The following is an 18,968-nucleotide window of genomic DNA, read 5'->3' as shown; positions in this document are numbered from 1 at the left end:
TTACACATCTGAAAGACGAAAGGGAGAATAGGATGCAAGCGAATAAGAAATGGCTTAAACCGTTTACCGTAACATTCTCAAGCCTATGTTTACTTTGCAGCTCAGTGGCACCTGTGTTCGCAGCTGAAGAACAAGTCACATATGCAAATGTGCTATCGTCTACTGCAAGAATGGTTCAAGGACTTGACCCGGCAGGTAAGCAAGGTGGTCAAGACACGACCGAAAACCATGTAAGTGCATCACAGGATACTTCGAACCCGTTTAAAAATCTTCAGCATGTTGTGAATCCTCCATGGATGAAACAAGAAACAACAGAAATTCACTCTGCTCAAGCTTCGCGCTCAGTTAGTACACTCGCAGACCAGACCTATACGATGGCTTACCTAAACACATTAAGCTATCCAGCACTTATCGATCTTATTTCCAGTGTAAATTGGTGGCAAATCCCGGAACTTTTTAATTACAATAACGATACGTATGCCTTTTACAATGATCAGAACCGGATGCAAGCCTTGATTAATGCTCTCGCAACTAAAGGCGCTCAGTATACGGCAAATGACGACAAAGGTATTCCGACACTTGTTGAAGTACTGCGTTCTGCATTCTACTTGGGCTATTACAATACACAGCTTAATTATTTGAACAATAACACTTACAAAGCCAAGCTCTTCCCAGCACTTAAAGCAATTGCTAGTAACTCCGCATTCAAATTCGGTACGACGAAACAAGAAGGGGTAATTGCATCGTTTGGAATGATGGTTGGTAACTCCTCTGTTAACACAGAAATCATTCAATTGTCTGTTCCGATTCTCGTGAATTATAACCAGAACATTGCACAATACGCACAAGATCGCAATAAGAGTGGAGCTTTCTATGAAGTAATTAAAGGAATTGGCTACGATCTCATGTGGACATTCAATAACACAGAGAAGGCAGCTTTTAAGAAAAAGATCGATCCGTACTTGGCTGAAATTGAGAAGCTCGCACTACTTGGAAATCCGAATGCCAACAATAGCTGGCTCATTAATAACGGCTTGTATTACATGGGTTATCTAGGTGAGTATCATACTAATCCGCAAAAAGGAAATGTTGTCCTCACCCAAGCGATGAGTTTGTATCCTTACCTCAGTGAGCAGCATTTAACTGCGGCGAGCTTTATTGATTACTTGTTTGGTGGTGTGAATGCCAATGGCGTGAACATTAACTTCCAGCAATTGATTGCAGCAGGTAAGGCAAAATATTTGCCGAACACGTACTCCTTCGATGATGGAGCTTACATTTTCCGAACGGGTAGTAACGTAACAACAGAGAAAATTCAGCGTCTATATTGGGCTTCCAAGGAAGTGAAAGCGCAATTCCATCGGATGAATGGTTCTGATCGTGAGCTTGAATTAGGTAATCCAGATGATATCTTGACAGTTGTGATCTACAATAGTCCTGCTGAATATACGATGAATAGCATCTTGTACGGCTATGACACGAACAATGGCGGTATGTATATCGAGGGTGATGGCACTTTCTTTACATACGAACGGACAACACAGGAGAGCATCTACAGCTTAGAGGAATTGTTCAGACATGAGTACACGCACTATTTGCAAGGACGTTATGCGGTGCCTGGACCTTGGGGTAGTGGACCGATTTATCAGAACGAGCGTCTGACTTGGTTTGAAGAAGGGAATGCGGAGCTGATGGCAGGGGCTACGCGTTTAACGAATATTTTGCCAAGAAAATCGGTTGTAAGCAACATCGCGAACACGCCATCAAGCAGCTGGTATACGGCCAATCAGACGTTGCATTCCAAATACGGTTCATTCGATTTCTACCACTACTCCTTCGCATTGCAATACATGATGCATGGGAAGAAGTGGGATAAGTACAACAATTTATTCAAAGCTTTACGTAGCAACAATGTAACTGGATATGATAGCTTGATCAGTGCTTGGAGCAATGATACTCAGTTCAATACGGATTATCAAAGTGAGATTCAATCGCTTGTAAATGCATATCCGAACTTAACGACACCGCAAGTGGCAGATGATTATTTGTTACAGCCAGAAGCGAAGAACAACTCGGAGATTTATAGTGAGATTACGACGGCTACAGGACTTACGAATGTGGAGACGGCTACACATAAATCCCCTTATTTCGATACGTTTACTCTGCATGGAACTTACACAGGTTCCGCATCTCAGGGAGAAGTGGCAGACTGGAAAACGATGAATAACATTGCGAACGGCTTCTTAACGACGATGAATGGGTATGCGTGGAGCGGGTACAAGACATTAACTAGCTACTTTACGAATTATCGCGTGAATGCTGCAGGCAAGTTCGAGTATGATGTGGTGTTCCACGGTAAATCAAGTACGGCTAATGCTGTGAATCAACCTCCTGTATCGAAAGTGAATGGTCCATACAGCGGTCAAGCGGGGCAAACAATCAATTTCAGCAGTCAAGGTTCGACTGACCCAGATGGTACGATTACATCCTATTTATGGGATTTCGGTGATGGCACTACAAGCACAGCTGCAAATCCAACTCACGCTTATCAAGCAGCAGGCAATTTCAATGTGAAATTGACCGTGACAGATAACGGTGGGCTGACGAATGTACAGCAGACGACAGCAACGATTACAACTGTTCCTGTTAACCAGCCACCGCAAGCGAATGTGAATGGACCTTACTCAGGTAAGGCAGGTACTGCAATTGCATTCAGCAGTCAAGGTTCCGTTGATCCTGATGGTACAATTGCATCTTACTCTTGGAATTTTGGAGATGGAACGCCGACGAATAGTAATGCGAATCCAAATCATACGTATCAACAAGCAGGTACGTATACAGTGACCTTAACCGTGACAGATAATAAAGGATTGACGAATTCGCAAAGTGTTGCAGTTACTGTAGCGCCACCAGATCCAGTAGGTGACATTACGACTGAGAGTGAGCCGAATAATTCGTTTAATCAAGCCAATGGGCCAGTCGCGATGCATAAGCTTGTATCTGGAACAAGTGCAAATGGTAGTGATGTCGATATCTTCTACTTTGATGTGACGACAGCAGCTAACTTAACGATTACGTTAGATGAGTTCGGCAAGCAAGGTCTGAACTGGCTTCTTTACAAAGATAGTGACCTGCAAAATTATGTTTCTTATCCGAATGTAAGCTCACCTGATAAATTAGTCGGAACGTACAATGCAGGCGTCGGCAGATACTATATCTACATTTATAATTTCTCATCACTGCAGATTCCTTATACAATTCAAATTGATTAATTCTACGGTGTGAAAAAGAAAAGAGGATCGCCTAGCTGTACATTAAGCGGCGATCCTCTTTTTGCATGAAAAAGTTAATTACTTGTGTTCAATATTTAGCAATACATCAAGCTCAAGCGTTTGGTTAGGCTTAATGGATTGTAGACCAGTAACCTCAGGCGGTAGGTTGAGATTAGGTGCGTTCGTTACCCAAGTATAAGGTTCTAGGCAGACAAAGTTGTCAGCAACCCCTTGTGTGTAAAGAACCCAGTGCTTCATAAGCGGGGATTCTGATGAATATGTGAGCTTACAAGTATTGTTCTCAAGTACCGCGATACAAGGGTTGTCCCCGATCTGGAATACACCGTCAATATCAAAGCCTTCAAGAGTCGAACCATTTAAGAGGGATTCATATTTACCTAGTGGTACGATTTCACCCGTCGGCAATGCATTCTCAAGTTCCCATAGACCGATCATCGGTATCGTAAGATTCCAATCTCCTGGCTTGTTATCTAGCAGGAACCAAGTATGAAGACCATAACCGAATGGAGCGTTTAACTCGCTATGATTCGTAAACTTGTATTTGTGATTCACTTTGGAACCGATTAATTCGTACGTAATCTCCATTTCCACATCGTGTGGATACTGCTCCATCACCTCAGGGAAGTCAGTTGAACGGAATGTAGAAGTAATGGAAATTACGCCATTATCTTCACTTGTGGATTTCACTGTCCAAGGTAGATTCTGTAAAATACCATGATTATGCATGTTATTCGCACGATTTACAGCGAATTGGTATGGACGACCCTCGAATGTAAATTGACCTCCACCAATACGGTTTGGTGGCATAAGCACGGGTGTGCCAAAGTGTGCAGGCTTTTCCTTCAGAATATCTGGATTTTCTGGTACACGAAGTACTTCACGGTTTAATTTTTTGTCCCAAATTCGAATGAGGTTATTATTAATCGATGGACATAAGCTAATGCTTAAATGTTCATTTTCCAAAATATATAACGTTTCGCCTTGCCATTCTTGTTGTGTAATCAATCCTATCCATCCTCTCTGACTGGAAAAATATTATTATGCATTAATTGTAACAAACAGGGTGGGGCTTGTCACATTTCTGTCAATTGAGTATAATATGTTCCAAATAGTTAATTGCAATGAGAGGAATTAGTAGTTCGCACACGTGATTTCAGAGAGCCGGTGGTTGGTGTGAATCGGTAGAACAGGCGAATGAATGGATCCTTGAGCTTGAGGTGGAACGCGTGAGTGCGTAAGAGTACTCATGTTCAGTATACGGATCGGCAGCTCACCGTTATCAGAGCTTATGAAGGTCTTACTTGAAAAAGGCATTGTTGTCTATTCATGCAAGACGAATTAGGGTGGCACCACGGTCTCTCGTCCCTTTGCGGAGAGAGGCCTTTTTTGCGTTCAATCAGCGCGCTCGAAAAGTAGGTAACTGCAGATAAAAGAAGCACTTCCGGTCTCCGGTGAAATCGTGAAATTTGAATTGATTTTAAGGTGTTTTCACTCTTTCAAAGTCGAACGCTCCGCTCCTCCAGTGCTTCTTTTCTCCTTCGTTCACTTTTCGTTCACGCTTCATTTCATTTACAATAGGAGGTAATAACAATGGCAACTGTACTTTCAGGTATTCAATCAAGTGGTCAATTAACAATTGGGAACTACATCGGGGCTTTGCGTAACTATACGAAGCTTCAGCATGTGCATGACTGTCACTTCATGGTGGTGGACTTGCATTCCATTACAGTACCGCAAGATCCAGCAACACTTCGCGAGAATATAGAGTCCGCGGTAGCGCTATTCATTGCATCCGGTATTGATCCAAACAAAGCGGCAGTGTTCTTGCAATCTCATGTACCTGCGCACGCTGAGCTTGGCTGGTTGATGACGACACTCACATATATGGGTGAGCTAGAGCGTATGACACAGTTCAAAGATAAATCCGAAGGAAAAGATTCCATCGGTGCGGGTTTATTCACATACCCTTCACTAATGGCAGCAGACATTTTACTATATAAAGCAACGATGGTTCCTGTTGGAGATGATCAGAAGCAGCACTTGGAGCTGACTCGTGACTTAGCGAATCGCTTTAACAATCGATTTGGCGAAACGTTCCCAATTCCACAGCCTTACATCCCAGAAGTGGGTGCACGCATTATGTCTCTTGATGATGCATCTAAGAAAATGAGCAAGAGCAGCACGAACGCAGCAAGCTTCATTCTTATGTTGGATGAGCCAGCAGTTATTCGCAAGAAAATCTCTCGTGCCGTAACGGATTCAGGTCGCGAAGTGAAATATGATCCACAGAACAAACCGGAAGTGAGCAACTTGATGAGCATCTATTCCGAGTGCTCCAATATGACAATCGCTGAGATCGAAGCGAAGTATGAAGGTCAAGGTTATGGTCCATTTAAGAAGGATCTAGCAGAGGTTGTAGTCGCACTACTTGAGCCAATTCAAGAGCGTTATCGTCAAATTCGGGCTTCTGGTGAAATTGCGAAGATTTTACGTGAGGGTGCGGAGCGGGCATCTGCTACAGCAAATGCCACACTACGTGAAGTGAAAGAGAAGATGGGCTTCATTCTAGATTAAGTGATTCAGGACTGTGCTTGTTCAGCTTGACGACGTTTACGAGCTTTGTAGGCGAAGCTGAATCCAAGAAAGCCAATATTAACGAGGATGGCAAGCACTAACAACCAAGGCTCTCGTGCAGCGATAAAGTAAGCAATGGATGCGAGTAGTAAGGTTCCGATAACTGCGAAAAGTAAAGCCATGGATTTTTTCAAAAAGTTCATCTCCTAGCATGAATATTATTTAATCTGTTTCACATACTATGTTTGCAAGCTTGCAAAATACATCAAAACAATCATGAGTTGAAAGGATGTTGATTTATTATGGCAGGTCGCAATACACTAGTAGTACCACAGGCAAACAAAGCACTTGATCAAATGAAGTATGAAGTAGCACAAGAGCTTGGTATTTCATTCTCTAAAGACGGATACCACGGCAACATGACTTCCCGTGATACTGGTTCGATCGGTGGAGGAATTACAAAGCGTTTGGTTCAAATGGCTGAACAATCACTTTCCGGTGGTCAAGGCCGCTAGTCATTTTTGAATACCAGATATTAAAGCTCAAGGGAATATTCCCTTGAGCTTTGTTTGTGTATAAATTTAACGAGGTTCGGGATGCAATCTTTTCTCTAGCTTAGAGTCGCTTAGCCAACCTACATAGGAGCTGATTGTCTGATATTCCTTGTCCATCAATAATACAGCAACGAAAGGATATTGCTTGCGGTGACGATAGCGAATATCTGCCCATCGTACTTCATATCCCCACGGGTGGACGGTTAGCTCAGCAGCCGTGTATGATGAGAAATAAAGCAATGCCTGTACATCTGGATGCTGTTTCGATACTTCAACAGCTTTGTGGGTATCAGACTCCACTTTCTCAATCCAGCGCAGTAAACCACCACGAAGTTCACCAACTTCATATGTACCATCCATTAGAATCTTAACGATATTCCAGTGAGCGGGATGGATCGTTGGAATCGCTATATAACGATCACCTTGCCCAAATGAAAGGTCTTTGCGCGGCAATGATTTCATGACGTCAGCGTGTACATACGTACGCCATATATAGTATAACGCAATCAGCGCGTAAAGTGTCGGAAAAATTAGTTTAGGGTCAATTAGGTGAAATGCCCATAACCCAATTGCAATCACGTGACTTGTAAAAATAAACACGTCGAAGATGTGGATGATGTTCCACGAAATCCACTTGTTGGATAAAGGCCATACACCTTGCGTACCATAGGTGTTAAACAGATCCATGAACACGTGCAAAAAGACGGCGATACTGACCCATAGTAGCACATGTCCTAGCGGTAGAGGTCCAAATAACACCGTGAGGAGCAAAGTAATGGAGCTAATCCAAAAAGCGATAAACGGCAGAGAGTGGGAAATTCCGCGATGGTTGCGGACGTACAGCGCATTGCCTTTTAATCGGGTTAACGTATCCAGATCAGGTGCTTGTGAACCAAGCACAGTGCCGATAAGGACAGCTGTCATAACAGTAGGATCAGATGCTACGACTGGATCGATATGAGCAAGTCCGGCAAGTCCGAATCCAACGACAAGATGGGTGCCTGTATCCAATGGAGTACCTCCTCATGCTGGTAGTAGAGTTCTGAAAGCTTAGATGCTTGGACAACAGATTGACTAGCTTTAGTTTACCATGTTTAATCGATTTCATTAAATTTTGAGCGGGGGCTAATTGTACATGTATAAAGTATGGGTTGAATATCACATTATGCCGGAGAGCCGAGAAAGTTACTTGCGCTTTATGGAAAAAAAGCTGAGAGACTATAAGCATCTCGAATTGTACGAAGGAACGGATCAACCCGGTTTGTTCGTCGAACAATGGGATGCGCTGGACCATGAAGAATATTTGCTTTTAAAAGGAAGAAGAAAAGATGAAGACGAGGAAGAATGGGCTGAATTTACGGGATATGTAAAAGGTGGTATTTCCAAAATAAATATTTGGCATTTCACCCAGATTTAAACCAGCTAGTAATCGACAATATCATGACATCTAGTGCCATTTTATTGTCAAACATGAATTGCATTGATATGATGAGGAAATAGATTTTTTATAAGGGGGTTTCAAAGTGGATAAGCAACTAAGCTTTGAGGAATCCGCGACTATTTCCCATCAATCTGAACATATTGCAATTTCAGATGATACTGTAAAAAGACGTGCGACGATCAAAGATTATTTTAGACTCATAAAGCCAGGTATTATTTATTCTAATTCTCTAGCAACATTAGCAGGTTTCTGGGTTGCTTCGGGTTGGGATATTAATTGGATATTACTTTTCTACACGTTAATCGGTACAGCGTTCGTCATGGCATCAGGTACTGTAATTAATAACTACTTGGACCGTGATATGGATGCGAAGATGGAACGTACGGCTAAACGTGCGCTGCCAAGTGGGCTTATGACGCCGGCTACTGTTATGACGTTCGGGATAATCTTGGGTGTGATCGGGATCGCGATTCTTGCTTTTGGTACAACACACGTAGCAGCTTTGCTCGGCGTACTTGGATTTGTCCTATACGTTGGTTTGTACACAGCATGGTTTAAGCGTACATCCGTATGGAGCACATTCGTAGGTGCATTCTCAGGTGCGGTTCCTCCGGTTATCGGCTTCTGCGCGGTAGAGACTACGGATGCAATCGGTGCACTCATCCTATTCGGATTCATGTTCCTATGGCAGCCGCCGCACTTCTGGGCACTTGGTATTCGTCGTAGAGAAGATTATGCAGCAGCAGGATTCCCACTACTACCTGTCGTTAAAGGTGTGGAAGTAACCAAGCACGCGATGATGCGTTATGTCGTTCTGCTTGTTCCAGTATCGATCTTACTTTCTGTATTCGGTTATGTAGGTAAGATTTATTTGATCGGGGCAACGGTACTTGGTCTTATATGGGTATACCAATGCTTCAAAGGCTTCAGTACGAAAGATGATATGAAGTGGGCGAAGGGGAACTTTATGTTCTCGATTAACTACTTGATGATCCTTCTAATCCTTATGATTATTGATACGGTGCACAAAGGGAGCTAAGTAATTATGGCGTCATTGTCGAAGAATTGGTTTAAAATTGCAACAGTCGTTATTTTATTAGCTATTATTGGAACTTTTGCTTATAAATTATGGTTCAAAGATGAGACAGCAAGCGCACTTAAAGTGCTGCAACAAGCACCAGAGTTCGAATTGCAAAGCACAGATAGCAAGCAAATGAAGTTTTCAGAGTATGATGATAAAGTTAGACTTGTGTATTTCTTCTTCGCATCTTGTCCGGATGTATGTCCGCCCACCACTCAATATTTGAGCAAAGTGCAGTTAGCACTGAAAGATAAAGATTTGTTTGGAACGAAGGCGCACATGTTCTCCATTACGATGGATCCAGAGAAAGACACACTAGCTAAATTAACTCAATATTCACAAGGGTATGGTGTTGATCCAACGGGTTGGTCGTTCCTTCGCGGTGATGAAGAGGGGACACGTGTAATCGGGGAAAAGTTCGGAGTGGCGATCATTCATGATAAGAAGAAAGATACGTTCATTCATACGAATGTCATTGTTCTTGTCGATAAGAAAGGTCAAGTACGTAATTACTATGACCCGAACGATGAGAAAAACACACCAGAGCAAATTGCTAAGGATGTAGCGGCGTTGGCTAAAGAAAAGTAAGACGAATGAAGCAGGATCTCGGGTTATGGATACATGATGTATTCATCGAGACCTGCTTTTTCTAATTGAGTTAGCAAATATTCATCAGGGGTTCCTTCAACGCCTGCATATCCTTTGCGTGTATACATGTGTACGGCATCTGAGAAAATGTCGCGCAGGAGTGAGCGGATCTTTTTGCCAGCAGGATCATTGTCCATAAAAAGATACACTTCATCGTGAAAGCAAGTTCGACGTAATTGATCTAGGGTTTCATTACTTGGAGTTCCGTATGTACAGTGAATATGGACTTCTGGATGAAGAAGTCGCTTTAGCCTAGCACGATCATTCTTTCCTTCAACAATTATAGAGATTGTCATGTAACGGCTTGTCCACCTTATATGTAGGAATTAATATCTTCATTAAACAAACCACAATTGCCCGGGAAATGTCAAATCATGACGAAAAGGAGGCAGACTGCATAGAGCAGCTGCCTCGTCTATCATGCCTAAATATTAATTCCAGCCTCTGCAAAAAGTACATGAAATAATTACTAATAGAATAAATAATACGAGTACTGTACTAGTTGTCGAACGACGGCCTTCGCCACAACCTAGTCCTCCTTCAATTACTCCCATTCCCAGTCACTCCTTTTTTATCGATGTCATTGACACTAGTTATACTATGTCTAATGAAGATAAATGTCTCTGCATGTACCTATAAGAAAGTGGAAATGGGTTATAAATTACAATTTATTAATGTAAAATTGGGCTGAGTTTCGATGTGCGAGGTGGAAGTAATGCAAGTGCCAACATCAAGATGAAGAACGCGATGAAATATGGAGAGATGATCCCGCGGACTTGTCCGGCAACAATTGGCCCAATGAATGAACCGATTGAATAGGCAATGGACAGTACGGAGAAGGATCGACCATAACGGGTACTTGGTGTGATCGATGCTAATAATGAAGCGATAGCAGGGAATATGATCCCTTTGGCCATTCCAATTAAGAATAAAGAGACATGGATGGATAGTCCCCAATGGACAGCAATTCCAAAAAATATGATTGCAAGCGCTAAAGAACCGAATAATGTTCGAATATAAGGCGATACTCGATTAATAAAGAGTAAGGAAAGACTGACTAAAGCTCCGATTGATACGAGTGTAAATAGAATCCCCGACGTAAGCACAGCATCTTTTCCCGTATTCATCAGCGGAAGTTCAAAGAATAAGATCCCTTGGGAGCATGAAATGGCAAGTGGAATAAGGTAGAATAGCCATGGGATCGATGGAGTAGATTCCTCGCTGCTAGTGGATTGGACTTTAAGATTAACTGACGTAAATAAAGGGACACGCTGATCTTTGATCCCAAAAATTGCAATGATCCCCGTAAGAATTAGGATCCAGCCTAGTATCTCGAAGGACCGACTAAACCCAACTTGCAAAACCAAATAGGCACCAGCAGCAGGAGAAACAACAGAAGCTAAAGTGTGCATAAGACCGTTACCAGCCATTAGTTTACTTTGGTGCGTTCGATCTCTAGCGAGTTTAGCAAGCAGTGCTAGACAAGCAGGGGATAGGAATGCGAGAACGAAACCGGAGATGGATCGTATGATGAGAAGCTCCCAAGGATCATCTACCTGAGATTGGAAAATGAGTACAATTCCTGCTACAATCAAGGAGCAAATAATGAAGATCTTGCTGCCGAACTTGTCTACGCCATATCCTGCTAACAGGTTTCCTGGTAGATGAGTGAGTGCATACATGCCCATGATATAGCCGATAAAAGAAGGAGCAGCACCGAGGGAAAGTGCAAAAGGAGATAAAATGGGATATTGGGCATGTAAATCAAAAAAAGCGATAAACATGAACAAATAGAGCCAAAGTGTTGTTTTCATTCTCACCACCGCCTTTATATGTACATACTCTACATGGTTACGCGACTTGTCCCTCACATATGCCACATTTGCATACAGGAAGGAGTGTAAGTGATGGACTACCTTTGGATGGTAATGGCCTTATTAATTGTTATGATTCTACTTCGTGTACGCCACGCACGCAGGAAAACTCGTATGAACTGGAACAAAGGGGAAGAAATACAACATAAATTAAAACAATTACGTCAAAAAAGGGATGATGATAACGAAGGTGTATAGTATGATGAGAGATGAATTGGGAAAATTGGGGGAGTGGAACATGGATCAGTGGATTTCTTTCTTACAAGACCGATGGTTGTTATTGTTAGCAGCAGTGATTATCTTGATCATTGTGATTAATATTGTCAAAACGGTCTTGAAATGGGTGATCGTATTTGCTGTCATTGCAGGTGTTGTCATCTATGGCGTACAATATACCGATACACTCACCACAGTCGGTACAAGTGTAGTGAATGAGATTAAATCCCAAGCGGTTAAAGCACTTGGTGATGATTTAAAAGATGCGAAGTATGTAGCGAACAAAGACGGATCGTTTGAAGTTTCCACGAAAAATTTGAAAATAGAGGGTAAAGCTGGTTCCAATGAGCTCCAGGTTACTTTTCTAGGACAAACCTTTAAAATGGAAGCAGATACTGCCGTTAAAGCTCTAATTGAACAAGCGCAAGCTAACGCTAAATAATGAACTCAAGGAAGGATTGATGAGCAATGGCACCTTATTTAAATGTCGTATCGCTGTTGCTTATTGCAATCCTTGTTTTCTCTGCGATACAAGGAGGAAGGCGAGGGGCAACTGGATCTGTCCGTCATCTAGCTGTAATGATGAGCTCGGGCGTACTCTCGATCCTTGCAATTGTAGCGTCGTGGTACATCGTACAGGCTATCTCTCCATGGTTTTATGGGTGGTTAGTGGCTAAGAACGTGCAAATTCCAGTTGGCGAAGTTGGTGTATGGAAGCAAGTTTACTATACATTCGTTACAGGACTACGGGATTTCTCGCTGTTCCGATTCTCGATCTTATTTATTATTTCGTATTTGATTATAAAGCAAATTCTGTTCTTTATAGCAGGTCCGATGCTGGAACGTTGGCATCATAGCAGAGGGCGTTCGATACAAGGTTCACCGACTACTTTCAGTACAATGACGGGTGGTTTGGTAGGTATACTTGGTGGCGCTGTACGTGCGCTGATCGTACTTTTTGTTCTATTTATGTTCGTCACACTTTTCCCTCAGAATCAAGTGACAAGTTACATCCAAAGCTCGACTTTGTATCAAAAAGGTGCAGAGCAGATCATTCAGCCTTTTACAGGAAAAATGATTACGGAAAGACTACCTGTGATTACAAGGGCGATGGAGCAAGACTTTAAAGGACTGTTACAGCGTAAGTATGAAGTACTCGATGCAAACATTTCACCGGATATTGTGCAGGCGGCTAAAGATGTAACATCCAAGGGCGATACCGATGAGGAAAAAGCGAAGCTTTTGTATCAGTGGGTAGGTTCGCGTGTACAGTATGACTGGGACAAAGTGAAGCTGTATGAGGATCAGAAGATATGGAAAGAGCAGACACCGGAAGATACATTCAGTTCCCGCAAAGGAGTTTGTATCGACTATTCGAGACTGTATGCAGCCATGGCAAGAGTCGTTGGACTTGATGCGAAGGTGATCACAGGGCTTGGTTCGGATGGTAAAGGCGGTTATGGCGCACACGCGTGGAATGAAGTGTATTTGAAAGAAAACAAGGCATGGATACCACTGGATTCCACATGGGTATCATCAGGCGGTAATTGGTTTAACCCACCTAACTTTGAGAAAACACACATTGCAGATGCTTAAATGAACTTGAAGAGTTTTTTCTGTGAAATGGAAAAAGCTCTTTTTTTGATTGTCGCTTGTATGTGTTATAAAATAGAAAGTAAGAAGTGTTACTGGAAAGGAATTGTATAATTGTGAGAAAGAAAACATTGCATACGGATAATGATCCACAAAAAAAGGAACTCACGAAGAAACGTCACTTCTCGTTTCGGATTAATTTATTTTTCTTCTTAACGTTTGTTTTGTTTTCCATTTTAATCGTGAAACTTGCCATTTTACAATTTGTACAAGGAAAGCAGCTAACAGCAGAAGCACAGCGAATTAACAACCGAGATACACAGATCTCGCCGATTCGAGGCAATATTTACGATAAAGATGGCTATCCGATTGCGTACTCGATTTCGGTACAGTCTCTATTCTTCCGTCTTGAGACAGGTCTGCCACAGAAGCCAAAACCGGAGTATGTAGAACTTGCTTATAAATTGGAAGAAGTGTTCCAGAAGTATGGCAAAGAAGGCTCGAAGAAGCCGACAGCTGATGAAATTATTAAAGACATGGATGTCGGTTATGACATCAATATGAAGGAAACAAAACCACCAGGTTTGTATTATATCGCTCGTCGGATTAAGGAGGACTTATCCAAGGAAGAGATCGCGTATATTCTAGAGCATCGTGATGAGTTTAAATTGCTTGAGGTAAATGAAGAGAGCAGTCGACGTTATGATACGAATTCGATTGCAGCTCATCTTGTGGGCTACATGCGTCCTTACAAGGCGACAAGAACTTCCAAACTGCCACAATATCAAGAAACGGAAGGAAATAAGAAGAAATATCAGGAAGAAGAATATGTAGGATACGATGGTCTTGAGTATATGTATCAAGATGAGCTTCGCGGGGAAAGCGGCACGAAGTCGTATCCCGTTAACTTGAAAGATACAATTGTTGGCGCGCCGACGATAAAGAAGCCGGAGAAGGGACATAATCTTCATCTCACGATTCAGAAGGATGTTCAGCTTGCTACCGAGCAAGCAATCACCGATCAGATTAAAACGATGCAGACCTCAAGCGGTAACAAATATGCGAGTGCGCCGAATGCAAGAACAGGTTATGCGGTCGGAATTGAAGTGGAGACAGGTAAAGTGATCTCGATGGCGTCCATGCCTGATTATGATACGAACAAATGGGTCGGTGGACTGAATACAGCAGAATATAATGAAATTGGTCCAATTGTAAATAACGGAACTATCCGTTACTCTTTCCCTCAATTGCCAGAGGAACAACGGAAGAACCGATTGAATTCGATCGTCTATATGGGCTCGGTTATTAAGCCCTTAACTATATTGGTTGGACTAAACGAAAAGCTCTTTACTACGACGCAAACATACAACGATACGGGTAGGTTTACATGGGGCTTAAAGGGAAAAGAAGCGTCATTGTCCAACTCTGATGGTGTTGCACATGGACCCATTAATGCAACCGCCGCGATTCAATACTCTTCTAATACGTTCATGTCCGAAATGATAGGTAATAAGTTGTACTCGAAGTATACAACCAACGAGACGCCCAACAAAGGACTTGATATTTGGGATAATTATTTGAAACAATTCGGTCTGGGTACATTAACAGGCTCCGGATTGCCTTATGAATCAGAAGGAAGCAGTGAGTATTACAATGATAAGAATGGTGAACCGATTCAGTCTCGTCTGATTCGTGCTTCATGGGGACAGAATGAGAAGTATACGACACTACAGCTAGCACAATTTGCAGCAACTCTTGCGTCCAAGGGTAAGCGAATGAAGCCGCAGTTTGTCGATAAGATCACGACTGTGGATGGCGATCTTGTTAAAGGCTTTACACCAGAGATGTTGAATGAAGCAAAGTTCCCGAATGAATATTGGAAAGTAATTGTTGATGGTATGAAGTTAGTGCGTGTACAAGGATTCGAAGGCTTCCCGTATTCGATGGCTTCTAAGACAGGTACATCTACGCAAACGCTTAGAGGGAAAGACGTCGATAACGCCGTATTTATCGCATTCGCACCAGCAGAAAATCCAAAGTTTGCAGTAGCAGTTGTCGTACCAGAAGGTGGGTACGGGGCATGGAACGCAGCGCCAATCGCGCGTAAGATGTTCGATGCGTATGACCAACAAATTGGTTTGACGGGTACGCCGAAACCACCGGCAACACCGACTCCGCCGGCTAATACGACGCCGTAGTAGCTATAACATTCTTTCATCCTTAAAGCCTGCCGCATCCGATATGGACGTGGCAGGTTTTTTACTTGCCAATCGTCACTTTTGGTAGACAGGTGCATATACTGCGGGTAAAGGGTCTCTTTTTTACCCTAAAAGTTGCGTTAGGTAAACAATATGTCATCTAGGCAAATGGGGGGATCAAGATGAAAAAGAGTCGTCTGACCGCTTCGCTCAAACGCTTAATTATTACGATGATTTTTCTATAACATTTTTCGTTCTTCGCCAAGGTGTGCTATACTAACGTATCAGACATCAAGCTGTCAGTTACTTATACGGAGGTGTATTTCACCGTGTGCGGAATCACTGGTGTACTATATTTTGAAGATCGGGAACCTTCCCAACACATGTTACAAGCAATGACGGATGTGATCGAGCATCGTGGTCCGAATGACAGTGGATTTTGGACAGAAAATCGAATCGGATTAGGTTTCCGTCGATTATCGATTATTGATTTAGCAGCGGGACATCAGCCTTTATGCAATGAAGATGAAACCGTATGGATTGTGTTTAATGGAGAGATTTACAATTATAAAAGCTTGCGCAGCATGCTGACGGATCGTGGACATATTTTCCGTACCTCTAGTGACACGGAAGTCATTGTCCATCTGTACGAAGAGTTTGGAGAAGATTGTGTAAAACATCTTCGCGGAATGTTTGGCTTTGTTATCTGGGATCGCAAGAAAAAGCAGCTATTCGGTGCGCGCGATCACTTTGGTATCAAGCCATTCTACTACCATCTCTCGGGCCGTCAGTTTTTATTTGGTTCAGAAATTAAGAGTATCCTGTCTGCCGAGGGCATGAATCGCTTGATTCATACAGATAGCTTAATGAATTACTTAACGTTCCAATACGTACCTGAGCCGAACACGATGTTCGAAGGGATTCAGAAGTTGCCTCCAGGTCATTTTGTCAAAGTGACGTATGATGGGGATATGACGATTGAACGTTATTGGGATCCGATGTTCGATCCTATTGATCGTCCATTCGATGAATATGTAGAGCAAATTCGTGCTGCACTTGAGGATTCCGTGAAGCATCACTTGGTAAGTGACGTAGAGCGTGGTTGTTTCTTATCTAGTGGTATTGATTCCACAGCAATTGCAGCTCAAATGAAACGTATCGAACCAATTCGTACATTCTCTGTTGGTTTTGAAGGCGCGAATAACGAGACGATTATTGCAAGACAAACAGCTGAAGCGCTTGGAACGGAGCATTACGAGAAGGTCATCACGAAAGATGATTACTTTGCATCCTTGCCGAAAGCGATCTGGCATCAAGATGAACCTATCGCTGACCCTTCAGCAATTGCCCTATATCATGTAGCTGAACTTGCGCGTAAGCATGTAACGGTAACATTGTCTGGTGAAGGTGCCGATGAGTTGTTCGGCGGCTATCGCATTTATAATGAACCGAATTCTCTTCGTTCACTTGAACGATTGCCATTGCCACTACGTCGCATGATTAATCGTATGGCACGTATGCTACCAAGCAGCATGTACGGCCGTAACTTCTTGCTTCGCGGTACGACACCGCTTGAGGAGCGCTTCTTAGGAAATGCGAAGATATTCACAGAATCAATGAAGTCTGAGATTCTTCGTTTGGATGATGAGATGCTTCGCCAGTATAAGAACCCACAGCAAATTGCGAGTGAGTTCTATGCGAAGACGAAACATCAAGACCCTGTTACACGTATGCAATATATCGATATGAATTTGTGGATGCCAGGCGATATTCTGATGAAAGCTGATAAGATGACGATGGCGCATTCCTTAGAGCTTCGTGTTCCATTCTTGGACAAGGAGTTATTTGAAGTCGCACGTCGTATACCAGCGAAGTACCGAATTGCCGGCGGCACGACGAAATATATTTTCCGAAAAGCGATGGAAGGTATTGTTCCAGACCCTATTCTAAATCGTCCTAAGCTTGGATTCCCTGTACCGCTTCGGGATTGGATGAAAGACAATACGGGTACGATGATTATGGAACAGATTCAAGCAAGTGGCATTGAAGATTACATTAATATCAAAGCGGTTGAAGAGATGCTTCATAAGCATCGCAATGGTCAAGGCGACTATGCGCGCCGGATTTGGACAATTTATATTTTTGCATTGTGGCACGTAACGTATATGGAAGATGTTCCACAAAAGGCAGTTCTGACGCACTAGAATAGGGAGGTTTTTAACAACTATGTCAACCACTTATAAACTCGTTGCTCTGGATATGGATGGAACCGTTTTGAATGAAGAAAAAGAGGTTTCTGCAAGAAACCGCAAGGCAATTGCAAATGCGATTGACGCAGGTGTCACTGTGATGTTCTCTACAGGACGCGGTGTGCAAAGTGCTCGCCCTTATATCGAAGAGTTGGGTCTACAAGCTCCAATCGTATCGGTAAACGGCAGTGAAGTATGGAAATCACCTGATGTACTCCACAAGCGTGTGCTTGTACCTGCAGATACGATTCGAAAGCTTCATGCGATGGCGCTTGAATACGGGTCATGGTATTGGGCGTATGCAGTTGAAGGTTTATTTAACAAAGATAAATGGCTGGATGATGTCGATTCTGTGGAATGGCTGAAATTCGGTTTCTTTGAAGAAGATGCGGATAAATTAGCTGAGATTCGTCGTACAGTTGAGTCATGGGATTTGTTTGAAATTACGAATTCCCACCTAAGCAACATTGAATTGAATCCAAAAGGCATTTCCAAAGGTAGTGGTATGATTGAAGTGTGTCAACTGCTAGGAATTACGATGGATCAAGTGATCGCGATGGGGGATTCCCAGAATGACCTTGCAATGATTCGTGCGGCAGGTCTTGGTGTAGCAATGGGTAATGCGCAAGATGAAGTGAAAGCGGCAGCTGATCTAGTTACAGTTACGAATGATGAAGATGGCGTAGCTGCGATCATCGAGGAGTATGTACTGGGTCAGAAGCGCTAATTAAATAACGTTGGGGTGGAACCTATACATGGACATTCTAGGCTGGGTGCTCATTGTAGCATTGTTCATTATCGGTATGCTCGGGACAGTGTTCCCGATCTTGCCAGGTGTGTTTGCAGTATATGCTGCATTTTTCGTCTACGGATGGTTTTTCAGCTTTGAGCCTTTTGGCTTCTGGTTCTGGACGATTCAAACCCTCATTGTTGTTATTGTATTCGTAGCTGATTACGCAGTTTCGGCAATGGGGGTTAAGAAGTTCGGGGGTTCGCGAGCATCTGTCATTGGCTCTACAATTGGTCTGATATTTGGACCGTTCGTTATTCCAGCCTTTGGACTTATCTTGGGGCCGTTTATCGGGGCTGTTATCGGAGAAATCATTATCGGCAAAAGTATCGAACAAGCACTAAAGTCAGGTGTAGGATCCGTTCTCGGGTTCTTCTCTAGCGTTGTTGTCAAAGTGATCTTGCAGCTTGCGATGATCATCGTGTTTATTATCTGGATATAAGAGATTACGCTCTCT

The 18,968-nt window shown here is 42.8% G+C and carries 18 protein-coding genes and 1 other annotated feature; of the genes, 13 read left to right on the top strand and 5 right to left on the bottom strand.

The window, feature by feature from the left end:
• Positions 1–32 precede the first annotated feature (32 nt).
• On the top strand, positions 33–3,272 hold the full coding sequence (locus NV379_RS21910) for a collagenase (protein ID WP_258209478.1): 3,240 nt from the start codon (positions 33–35) through the stop codon (positions 3,270–3,272).
• 78 nt (positions 3,273–3,350) lie between these two features.
• On the opposite strand, the gene NV379_RS21905 is transcribed toward NV379_RS21910, so the two are convergent.
• Positions 3,351–4,298 carry an aldose 1-epimerase gene (locus NV379_RS21905; protein ID WP_258209477.1) on the bottom strand — a complete coding sequence of 316 codons (948 nt, stop codon included), beginning with the start codon at positions 4,296–4,298 and terminating at the stop codon, positions 3,351–3,353.
• A 107-nt stretch (positions 4,299–4,405) separates the two neighbouring features.
• Positions 4,406–4,663 (top strand) — a binding site (T-box leader).
• A 220-nt stretch (positions 4,664–4,883) separates the two neighbouring features.
• Here NV379_RS21905 and trpS point away from each other — a divergent pair.
• Positions 4,884–5,867, top strand: a complete 984-nt coding sequence (gene trpS / locus NV379_RS21900; protein WP_258209476.1) for a tryptophan--tRNA ligase — start codon at positions 4,884–4,886, stop codon at positions 5,865–5,867.
• A gap of 5 nt (positions 5,868–5,872) precedes the next feature.
• On the opposite strand, the gene NV379_RS21895 is transcribed toward trpS, so the two are convergent.
• The gene (locus NV379_RS21895; RefSeq protein ID WP_258209475.1) at positions 5,873–6,061 is read right to left on the bottom strand and encodes a DUF5325 family protein; all 189 of its coding nucleotides are present in this window, start codon (positions 6,059–6,061) and stop codon (positions 5,873–5,875) included.
• A gap of 108 nt (positions 6,062–6,169) precedes the next feature.
• Here NV379_RS21895 and NV379_RS21890 point away from each other — a divergent pair, with 108 nt between their 5' ends.
• Positions 6,170–6,382, top strand: a complete 213-nt coding sequence (locus NV379_RS21890; RefSeq protein WP_258209474.1) for an alpha/beta-type small acid-soluble spore protein — start codon at positions 6,170–6,172, stop codon at positions 6,380–6,382.
• 66 nt (positions 6,383–6,448) lie between these two features.
• Here NV379_RS21890 and NV379_RS21885 read toward each other — a convergent pair whose 3' ends face one another.
• Entirely contained in the window at positions 6,449–7,432 is a 984-nt protein-coding gene (locus tag NV379_RS21885) for a metal-dependent hydrolase (protein ID WP_258209473.1), read from the bottom strand.
• 124 nt (positions 7,433–7,556) lie between these two features.
• On the opposite strand from NV379_RS21885, the gene NV379_RS21880 reads away from it, so the two are divergent.
• The 3 genes from NV379_RS21880 to NV379_RS21870 all read left to right on the top strand — a co-directional run bounded on the left by NV379_RS21880 (position 7,557) and on the right by NV379_RS21870 (position 9,531).
• The gene (locus NV379_RS21880; protein WP_258209472.1) at positions 7,557–7,838 is read left to right on the top strand and encodes a hypothetical protein; all 282 of its coding nucleotides are present in this window, start codon (positions 7,557–7,559) and stop codon (positions 7,836–7,838) included.
• A 106-nt stretch (positions 7,839–7,944) separates the two neighbouring features.
• Positions 7,945–8,901, top strand: coding sequence for a heme o synthase (cyoE, locus tag NV379_RS21875; protein WP_258209471.1), 957 nt, complete (start codon positions 7,945–7,947; stop codon positions 8,899–8,901).
• Between the two features lie 6 nt (positions 8,902–8,907).
• Positions 8,908–9,531, top strand: a complete 624-nt coding sequence (locus tag NV379_RS21870; RefSeq protein ID WP_258209470.1) for an SCO family protein — start codon at positions 8,908–8,910, stop codon at positions 9,529–9,531.
• A 23-nt stretch (positions 9,532–9,554) separates the two neighbouring features.
• Here NV379_RS21870 and NV379_RS21865 read toward each other — a convergent pair whose 3' ends face one another.
• Both NV379_RS21865 and NV379_RS21860 read right to left on the bottom strand, forming a co-directional pair.
• The gene (locus NV379_RS21865) at positions 9,555–9,887 is read right to left on the bottom strand and encodes a toprim domain-containing protein (protein ID WP_258209469.1); all 333 of its coding nucleotides are present in this window, start codon (positions 9,885–9,887) and stop codon (positions 9,555–9,557) included.
• Positions 9,888–10,262: 375 nt separating this feature from the next.
• The gene (locus tag NV379_RS21860; protein WP_258209468.1) at positions 10,263–11,405 is read right to left on the bottom strand and encodes an MFS transporter; all 1,143 of its coding nucleotides are present in this window, start codon (positions 11,403–11,405) and stop codon (positions 10,263–10,265) included.
• 93 nt (positions 11,406–11,498) lie between these two features.
• On the opposite strand from NV379_RS21860, the gene NV379_RS21855 reads away from it, so the two are divergent.
• The 7 genes from NV379_RS21855 (at position 11,499) to NV379_RS21825 (ending at position 18,953) form a co-directional block, all read left to right on the top strand.
• Entirely contained in the window at positions 11,499–11,663 is a 165-nt protein-coding gene (locus NV379_RS21855; protein ID WP_258209467.1) for a hypothetical protein, read from the top strand.
• Positions 11,664–11,703: 40 nt separating this feature from the next.
• Positions 11,704–12,123: a hypothetical protein gene (locus NV379_RS21850; RefSeq protein ID WP_258209466.1), complete on the top strand. Its 420-nt coding sequence runs from the start codon at positions 11,704–11,706 to the stop codon at positions 12,121–12,123.
• Positions 12,124–12,149: 26 nt separating this feature from the next.
• Positions 12,150–13,277, top strand: coding sequence for a transglutaminase domain-containing protein (locus tag NV379_RS21845; protein WP_258209465.1), 1,128 nt, complete (start codon positions 12,150–12,152; stop codon positions 13,275–13,277).
• Between the two features lie 113 nt (positions 13,278–13,390).
• Entirely contained in the window at positions 13,391–15,472 is a 2,082-nt protein-coding gene (locus tag NV379_RS21840; RefSeq protein ID WP_258209464.1) for a peptidoglycan D,D-transpeptidase FtsI family protein, read from the top strand.
• Positions 15,473–15,801: 329 nt separating this feature from the next.
• A complete protein-coding gene (gene asnB / locus NV379_RS21835) occupies positions 15,802–17,676 on the top strand; it encodes an asparagine synthase (glutamine-hydrolyzing) (protein ID WP_258209463.1) in 1,875 nt (624 codons plus the stop codon).
• Positions 17,677–17,698: 22 nt separating this feature from the next.
• Entirely contained in the window at positions 17,699–18,448 is a 750-nt protein-coding gene (locus NV379_RS21830) for a Cof-type HAD-IIB family hydrolase (protein ID WP_258209462.1), read from the top strand.
• A gap of 28 nt (positions 18,449–18,476) precedes the next feature.
• The gene (locus tag NV379_RS21825; RefSeq protein ID WP_258209461.1) at positions 18,477–18,953 is read left to right on the top strand and encodes a DUF456 domain-containing protein; all 477 of its coding nucleotides are present in this window, start codon (positions 18,477–18,479) and stop codon (positions 18,951–18,953) included.
• The last annotated feature ends 15 nt before the right edge of the window (positions 18,954–18,968 follow it).

It is taken from the genome of Paenibacillus radicibacter, assembly GCF_024721995.1.
GTDB lineage: Bacteria > Bacillota > Bacilli > Paenibacillales > NBRC-103111 > Paenibacillus_AM > Paenibacillus_AM radicibacter.
This window is presented reverse-complemented; position numbering and strand designations above follow the sequence as displayed.